General features: G+C 60.2%; 10 protein-coding genes. 4 read left to right on the top strand and 6 right to left on the bottom strand.

Annotated elements, in window-relative coordinates; translation table 11 throughout:
- The first annotated feature begins 119 nt into the window (after positions 1 to 119).
- A complete protein-coding gene (locus NW841_RS09950; protein ID WP_414386232.1) occupies positions 120 to 440 on the top strand; it encodes a KGK domain-containing protein in 321 nt (106 codons plus the stop codon).
- Between the two features lie 48 nt (positions 441 to 488).
- Complete coding sequence (locus NW841_RS09955; RefSeq protein ID WP_414370780.1) at positions 489 to 698, top strand: HNH endonuclease; 210 nt, start codon at positions 489 to 491, stop codon at positions 696 to 698.
- Positions 699 to 714: 16 nt separating this feature from the next.
- On the opposite strand, the gene NW841_RS09960 is transcribed toward NW841_RS09955, so the two are convergent.
- Positions 715 to 1719 carry a YgfZ/GcvT domain-containing protein gene (locus NW841_RS09960; protein ID WP_414386233.1) on the bottom strand — a complete coding sequence of 335 codons (1005 nt, stop codon included), beginning with the start codon at positions 1717 to 1719 and terminating at the stop codon, positions 715 to 717.
- Between the two features lie 93 nt (positions 1720 to 1812).
- Between NW841_RS09960 and NW841_RS09965 the strand changes: the two genes are divergently transcribed.
- Both NW841_RS09965 and NW841_RS09970 read left to right on the top strand, forming a co-directional pair.
- A complete protein-coding gene (locus tag NW841_RS09965) occupies positions 1813 to 3351 on the top strand; it encodes a hypothetical protein (protein WP_414364231.1) in 1539 nt (512 codons plus the stop codon).
- Positions 3352 to 3501: 150 nt separating this feature from the next.
- A complete protein-coding gene (locus NW841_RS09970; RefSeq protein WP_414364232.1) occupies positions 3502 to 3696 on the top strand; it encodes a hypothetical protein in 195 nt (64 codons plus the stop codon).
- On the opposite strand, the gene NW841_RS09975 is transcribed toward NW841_RS09970, so the two are convergent.
- The 5 genes from NW841_RS09975 to NW841_RS09995 all read right to left on the bottom strand — a co-directional run.
- Positions 3693 to 4655, bottom strand: coding sequence for an AEC family transporter (locus NW841_RS09975; RefSeq protein WP_414386234.1), 963 nt, complete (start codon positions 4653 to 4655; stop codon positions 3693 to 3695). The two genes, NW841_RS09970 and NW841_RS09975, sit on opposite strands and share 4 nt — an antisense overlap.
- Before the next feature lie 57 nt (positions 4656 to 4712).
- On the bottom strand, positions 4713 to 5969 hold the full coding sequence (locus NW841_RS09980) for a 4-hydroxy-3-methylbut-2-enyl diphosphate reductase (protein WP_414364234.1): 1257 nt from the start codon (positions 5967 to 5969) through the stop codon (positions 4713 to 4715).
- A 147-nt stretch (positions 5970 to 6116) separates the two neighbouring features.
- Complete coding sequence (locus NW841_RS09985; protein WP_414364235.1) at positions 6117 to 6410, bottom strand: lipopolysaccharide assembly protein LapA domain-containing protein; 294 nt, start codon at positions 6408 to 6410, stop codon at positions 6117 to 6119.
- Between the two features lie 22 nt (positions 6411 to 6432).
- On the bottom strand, positions 6433 to 6909 hold the full coding sequence (locus tag NW841_RS09990; protein WP_414378347.1) for a pentapeptide repeat-containing protein: 477 nt from the start codon (positions 6907 to 6909) through the stop codon (positions 6433 to 6435).
- 116 nt (positions 6910 to 7025) lie between these two features.
- The coding region (locus tag NW841_RS09995; RefSeq protein WP_414386235.1) for a PCC domain-containing protein at positions 7026 to 7817 on the bottom strand (792 nt) is incomplete at its 5' end.

Genomic DNA, 7817 nt, shown 5'->3' on the forward strand with positions numbered 1-7817 from the left:
GTAAGGCTAATAGTTGAGTTTGAGCCAGAAGATCCAGGATCAGCAAGCGATGGATCTTCTCTGGATGACCTTCGAAAGGATGCCGATTAGCCAGGTCTGTTAGCACTAGGAAACAAGACATGCTTGACTCGATACTTCTCAAAGCAGATGATAAAGAAACTGCCGTTGCGATTGGCGACCAAACCTATATTCCTAGTGTTTTGCACAGTGCAATTATTGATTACCTTCTTGCAGATATTGCACGAACAAATAGCCACCTTCGCTCAAAAAAGATTCACGTAGAAATTAGAGCTTTAGTAGAGGGAGTAAAATCCCGAATCTTACAGCCTAGAAAGGATTGGGCTGAGGGAAAGGTATCCCTTAAAGTTTGTCTCGAGTTTATTCCCGATAGCCCATCTCGAGACTCCGAACTAGATAGTTTTCGCAATACAGGTGAGTAATGGATGAAAGAGAAAAAACCTGGTGAGAGGATCCCGATCCCAGCATCTGTGCGGGAGTATGTCTTCCAAAGGGATGGCTTCCGCTGCCGCAGTTGTGGCAAATCGCCCCCAGAGGTGCAGCTTCAGGTTGATCACATCGTCCCCCTTGCCCAGGGCGGCAGCAACGACATCAGCAACTTGCAAACCCTGTGCAAAGTCTGTAATCAGCGCAAAAAGGACAGGTGGGATCCCCGCTTTCGCCGCCATTTCGATCTCTAGGGAGCTGAGATCTACCTCAAACAACAGGCGGAAAGCTCAAAAAGGGCGGGCGGGTGAGGATCCCTGCTACAGAACCGACTTCCACCTCCCACCCTTCAGCCGGCTCGAACTTGGTGCGCACATAGCCCAAGCCCCAGTAGCCTTGGGAGGTGGAACCAGCGCTGGTCAACACACCAATCTTTTCTCCTTGCCGCACGATGTCGGCACCGGGCTGAGCCTCGCCCTGGAGGCGGATCCCCCATAAGGTTTGGCGGATGCGCCGGTAGGTTACCTGCTTGGCCAAGACTTCCTGGCCAATGTAACACCCTTTGGAGAGGGAAATGGCGTGCCACAGGCCGGCTTCCAGAGGGTTGTAGTCGGGGGTTAGCTCGCGGTCGGCGGCAGGGCGACCGGCCTCCAGGCGCAGGGCTTCCCAAAGTTCAGGTGAGGCCAGCTCCGCTCCAGCTTGCAGCAGGCAGTCGGCAAGGGCAGCTTTGTGCTCTAGGTTGCCCCAGAGGGTAAATCCCGGCTGGGCAAGGCCGCTGCCACAGGCCAAATGGACAGGGATCCCCTGAATCGCCACCTGGCGGTGTTCGTATAGTCTTGTCGGGATCTCTTCTGCAGCCACCACCTTCTCCAGAAGAGCCTGGCTCTGGGGGCCAATTAGCCCAAAGGCAAAGGTCTGGTCAGTCGCATCGGCTAGCTGGGCCCCCCGCACAAAGGGCAACATACGCCCCAGGCTCTGCATCAGCAGGCTGCGCCGCTGCGGCGAAGTCCAGATCCAGGAAGCCTCTTCTTCCACATACACCGTGGCCAGATCGAGGATCCCTGCTGCGGGGCTAACGAAAACCGTATCCGCCCCCTGGCCGGGAGCAAGGGCCTTAAGATTCTGGGTACTCTGGCTGTGCAAATAGTCCAAGCCGGGGGATCCCTGCAGGCGCAGGCGACCCCATTCAGAGCGATCCAAAAGCAGGGATCCCCTCTGTGCGGCGGCTTGCTCTTGCGTGGTCAAGGTGGTGTGAACAGCAGAAATAACAGACATCGCTCACCCCAGGGGTGCTCTTTGGTTTTCTTCCCTACCCTAGAATAGGCTAGTTTACCCTAGCGTCTGTGGCAGATCCTTGGTGTACTGACTGTGATCGAGGTTGAGGTTCACCAACAGTTGCGACAGCTTTTGCGGCAGTCTCCCGAAGCCGTGTGGCCCCATCAGTTGACGATGGCCCGCATGGTGGCCCGGGGATTGCGGTTGGGTCGCAGCACCTTGATCCAAGTGCCTGCTGGGGGCCAGCACCGCCTCAGCTATCTGCTGCCAGCCTTGATGTGGCCGCATGCCACGTTGCTCTGTGCCACGGTGCCCGTGCAGGCGCAAATCTTGGGAGAAGAGATCCCTTGGCTCCGGCAGACCCTGCAGTTGCACAAGCCCGTCCTGCAAAAAGACCGTTGGCCAGATCCCGATTTTCAGGGGCTGCTGTTGGTAGATCCCCTGGATTGGCTGCGGGCTCGCCTAAGGGGAGCCGAGGTACCGACCGGGATCCCTCTGATCCTAGACGGAGCCGAAGACCTGGAAGATTGGGCCTACCAGGCGCTGACGGTCACCCTGGAAGCCAGTCACTGGCAGCAGCTCCGGCAGATCTTCCCTGCCGAGGCGGAGCGGCTTTCCCAGGCCCAGGTGAATTTGGCCCTGCAGCTTTTGCGGCGACCGCTTTCCCGCTGCCTGCTCCAGGCGGATGAACAGGTTCACCTGGAGGCAGCGCTGTCTCTGGTGGTAGGCTACGCCGGCTGGCTGCCAGATCCTTGGGATCAAATCCGCTGCAGGCTTAGCGCCGAGGGGGATCCCACCTCCCGCTGGGTTTGGTGGGCAGAAACTGACCGCGAGACTGGTCGCCTCACCCTTCACCACAGCCCGGCAGCTCTACACGAGTGGCTGGCACCCATCTGGGCCACTCAGCCGGTGGTGATCATCGGCGAGGCCCTGGATCTGGATCGGCAGGCGGAGGCCTATCGTTGGCGCCTGGGCTTGCCAGATCTGACACCCTTGCGCTTCAGCTCAGGCGAGGATTGGATCCGTTCCGGCGGGGAGCCTTTGCCGAGCCTTTCCCTCTACTTGCCGCGGCTGCCCTTGCCCAACAGCCCCCTCTTTCGGGAGCACCTGTTGCAGGAGCTAAGGAGCCTGATCCCGCAGGTGCAGGGCTTTGTGGTGGTGCTGGTGTCGGATCAACCTCTGCAGGTACAGGTGGGGGCTGCTTTGGCTGCCGAATTTGGCTCGCGGGTACGGGTAAACAGCCTATTTCCCGGAGAAAAGGGCATTTTGGTCTGCGACTGGCCCTACTGGTTGCAGCACAAGGCCAGCCTACCCTGTCCAGAGCTGCTGGCGATTGCCACTCTGCCTTTTCCCTCGATGGAGGATCCAAGAGTGGCCGGACGGGTGCAGTATCTGCAGCGCACCCAGCAGGACTGGTTCCGCCAATACCTCTTGCCAGTGGCGGCCAGCCAATTGCAGCGGGCTGTCGCCCCTCTGCGACAAGGCGCAGAAGCAGATGAAGCCTCCGGCTTGCCCACCCGCTGGGTGGCGATTTTGGATAGCCGCATCGTTGCCCGCAGCTATGGCGTTGCCCTCCTCAATGCCTTGGGGCCAACCCTGCGCATCCAGCAGCGCAGCCAATTGTTCGTTTAGGGATCCCTGGGCTTCTTGGCCTTGCCTTCAGCCCCTCTTCCTCAGGGAGAGGGGAGAGAGATAGGCAGATTTGTATCCTAGGAAGCCAAAGCCAACGGGGATCCGGGCTATTCTGAGTTCAGTCTGCTCTCAGCTTCCTCCTCAGAAATCATGACCAGTCCTGCTCTCAGCCCCGATACAGAACGGCGCGCCCAAGCGGTTTGGAAGCCGTTGCGCCAGGCCATTGTGGAAAGCTCGGGCTTCCGAGGATGGCTCCAAGGACGGGAACTGCCCAGCCAGGAGTCTGAGCTGGATCGTTTGGTACATTGCTACCTCGAGCAAACCCTCTCTCACCTGGCCTACTAGGATCCCCATAACCCCAGCCAAAGGGGCAGGGTAAACAAAGCTGCCAAGTAGCCTACGGCCAGGGCCGTTACAGTAAGCTCCCGATCCAAGTCGTATTCTTCCGTGAGCACCAGGGTGGCAATAGCAGGGGGCATGCCAGCCTGCAAAGTTAGCACCAGCTTGGCCAAGGGGGGATAGGGAGTCAAGGTTAACCCCAGGCCAACCAAGAGAGGGACAATCACAATTTTGATGAGGAGAGCCACGGCGGCAGGGCGAAAGGATCCCCAGCGTTTTACTTGGGCCAGTCGGATCCCGAGGAGCAGCAGGCTGAGGGGAATCGTGCTCCAGGCGAAGGCAACCAATCCTTGAGAGAGCCACCCCGGCAGGGGTTGGCGAGCTAGAGCTAGGCCGACAAAGAAGGCCCACAGGGTGGGGCTGCTCAGCAGTCGAGTCGCTGCCTGCCAGGGAGGAGGGTGGGAGGGGCTGTGGTGGCTGGCCACCCAAACCCCCAGCCCGTAGGCCGTAAAGAGCGTGCCCAACAGGTCGTAAAACAGGGCCCAGCCAAAGTAGGCGCTCCCGGCCACCGCCAAGCAGATGGGGTAACCCAAATAACCCGTATTTCCCAGGGTGGCTGTCAGATAGAAGCTGCCGCGCCGCCCCCTGCTCCAAAGCCAGGGATCCCCATCTTTGTTCCCCTGCCAGGCGTGGTGTTGCCATCTTAGCCAGGCGTTGGCCAGGGCAAATCCTAGCCCGGTTGCCAGCCAGCAGACCAACGGGGCCACCCAGATCTGGCCGGAGAGATCTACCCCCCGCATAAATCCAATTGTGCCCAGGGGCACCCCTACCCAAAACATGAAGCGGCCCAGCGCATGGGGAGACAGCCAGCGGCTCCAAGTAGGGGGCAGCCTCCTTTGCAGGAGAAACCCCAGCACTGTCCAGCCCAAGAGGGGGAGATAAACCTGGAAAAGTGTGGTGAGCACGCCCAAGTGGCCCTAGGAGGGAGAGGAAGCGGATCCCAGCCTTGTCCTGGCAATCCATCAGGCAGGGATCTGCTGCTGTTCACGCAGGGCAAAGATGCGCAGAATCACCTCTTCTACCACCCGGTCTGGGGTAGAGGCACCGGAGGTGATGCCGATCTGCACCGGCCCATCGGGCAACCAACCCTCGGTAACAATTGGGTCTTGGTGGAGGGGCTTGTGGCGGATGCAGTTGGGGGGCTGGATGCAGTCGGGGCCATCGATGTGGAAAGAGGGCAGCCCCTTGGCCAGGGCAATTTCCTGCAGGTGAGTGGTATTGGAGGAATTGAACCCGCCGATTACCACCACCACGTCCAAGGGCCGCTCCAGCAGCTCAAACATGGCATCCTGCCGTTCTTGGGTGGCGTTGCAGATGGTGTTGAAGCTCATGAAGTGGTTATCCAGCTCCTGGGGGCCATATTTGCGCAGCATCGTGGTCTCAAACAGCTTGGCAATGGCGCGCGTTTCCCCCTCCAGCATCGTGGTTTGGTTGGCAATGCCAATCCGCTCCAGATCCCGATCCGGATCGAAGCCGGGAGACGTGGCCTTGCCGAAGCGCCGCCGAAATTCTGCCGCATCTCCGCCTTCCAAAATGTAGCGGGCGACCCATTGCGCTTCTTCCAGGTTCAGCACCACCAGATATTTCTCGGCAAAAGAGCTGGTGGCTACGGTTTCTTCGTGGTTGTACTTGCCGTGGATGACAGAGGTGAATTGGGCGGCGCGGTGCTTATCCACCTGGTTCCAGACGCGGGACACCCAGGGGCAGGTGGTATCGACGATCTCGTTGCCCTGCGACCGGAAAAACTCCATCTCCGATACGCTGGCCCCAAAGGCAGGCCAGATCACCACGTCCTCGGGCCGGATCTGGGAGAAGTCCTTCTTGCCATCCGGGCCTTTCTCCACAAAGCGGATCCCCATCTCCTGTAGGTGGCGGTTGACCAGAGGGTTGTGGATGATCTCGTTGGTGATCCAGATCTGCCGATCCGGAAAGCGGCGCCGCGCTTCGTAGGCATATTCCACCGCCCGCTCCACACCCCAGCAGAAGCCAAACGCCTTGGCCAGATGGATGGTGATATCCCCCTGCCGATAGCAGTAGGACTGGGCGCGGATCTGCTCCACCAGCGAGCTTTTGTAGGTGGTTTGCAGCTCCCGTTGGGCTTGATCCTTGTGCTCTTCAAACCCTTTGGCAAAGTAGGTGCTGGAGCTGCGCAGAGCCTTGCGCAGGGCACGCGGATCCTGGGGGGAGCTAGCCGGAGAAGAGGGTTGGGAATGAGGCATGGTTGTCACTTGGTCTGTGCACCGCTAACAGCAAAGGGATCCTCTCTCAGCTTACGCCCTGTCTTGAGTGCGTAGGTCACCCCGGCGGCAGGACAGCCCCCAAAAATCCGAAGGGATCCCAGACTCGATCCACAAGAGCCAGGGCAGCTACCGAGAGATTGCGCTCTCAGGAGGCGGCTGATCTTGCCTTTCCAGTTGCTGCAGCCGTTCCTGGAGCTGACGGGCAGTCAGGGAGAAGCTGCGCCCCGGCCAAAGCAAAGAGCCTAGCCCCGCCGTCAACAAACCCAGGCCGATGGCCGCGGCGATGAGAAACCCCAAGGGGAGCTCCACCGAGCGCCACATTAGAAAATAGACGGTCAGAGGGGTGGGGTTTTGTCCGGCCAGGACTGCCACTCCCAAAGCCAACAGCAGTGTCAAGGCCAAGTGGAACAGCAGCAGCATGAGGGATCCCGTCGCAACAGTTCTATTCTGCCTTGCTGGCCGACGGCGCAGGCCAGGGCTGCACTGTGCCATCGGGCAGGATGGCGCCGCTTAGGTCGGCACCAATCAGCACCGCTCCGCCTATTTTTGCCGCGCTCAGATCGGATCCCTGCAGTTGGGCACGGGTTAGCTTGGCTTCCCACAGGTAGGCCCCGTGCAAGTTGGCTTCCCGCAAATCGGCAAAGCTGAGATCGGCGCCAATGAGGTTGGCTTCCCAAAGGTTGGCACCGCGCAGGTTGGCCCCCATCAGGTTGGCGGAGCTGAGATCGGCTCCACGCAGATCCGCCTCCTGCAAGTTAACCCCGCTCAGCTTACCAAAGGAGAGGTTGGCCCCTCTCAGATTCACCCCCTGCAGGGTGGCACGCACCAAGTCCACACCCACCAGGTTGGATTCTTGAAAGTTGCGCTCGCCGGCGGCATAGTTTGCCAGCAGCTCATCTGCAGTGGTCACTCGGGGCATAGCCGGGTACCCCCAATCGCCGAGTTTATCCAGCAACCCTTAATTGCCAAATGAGGTGCTGATGACTCAATGCTAGATGTTGGCCATTATACCGTCTATCTACAGCCGCTCCCGGTTCACGGCGGGCAAGAAGGGATCCCCGCCGCTGTCTCATCTGCCCTCTGGGGAGAGGGCGGGGTTGCTTCTGCTACCTTTTGGATGTGCAGCTCCAAGTAGCCGGTGGCCGGATCCGGCTGACGGGAGAAGCGGTACTCCGGGCTGTCGGCAAGGACAATCTCGGCGGTGGTGTAGATGAGGCAGCCAGGGCGCAGGTGCCCTCCCCAAGTTCGGCCTTGGGCATCGGCAACAGCCAGATGGAGATGGACGCCGTCCGGGCACAGGGATCCGCTCAAGGCCAGGATCTCCAGGCGCTCGGCCAACAAGTAATCCTCCGTTTGGTCGGCTAGACGCAGGGTGGCTTGGCTGAGGCTGCCGACAGCACTGAGGACAAAGGCTGCCTGCAAAGGTTGTTGGCGGGCAAAGCGCTCCAGCTCCTGCTTGAGGTCTTGGCCGGGCAGCAGGCGTAGGGGGTAGATCTTGAGGGATCCCGTGGGTAGAGGCTGTTGGCGGCCAGCAGCAGCAGCGCTCCCCGGTCGCCAGCCGGGCTTGACCACCGGGTAGGCACGGGCAATCACCAGGCAGTCGTCGGGTACAGGGTAGCGGGCAGGGATGGTGGAGCCGGCGGCAATGGTGACATCGGATCCCACCTTGAGGGGGGCCACCAGCACCGAGTTGGCGCCGGTCTTGCTGCGATCGCCGATTTCTGTGAAGTGCTTCTGCTGGCCGTCGTAGTTGGCGATGATCGTGCCGGCGCCGATGTTGACCTGGGATCCCAGCTTGGCGTCACCTAGGTAGGCCAGGTGGGCGGC

The organism is Synechococcus sp. H60.3, from assembly GCF_047462295.1.
Taxonomy (GTDB): Bacteria; Cyanobacteriota; Cyanobacteriia; order Thermostichales; family Thermostichaceae; genus Thermostichus.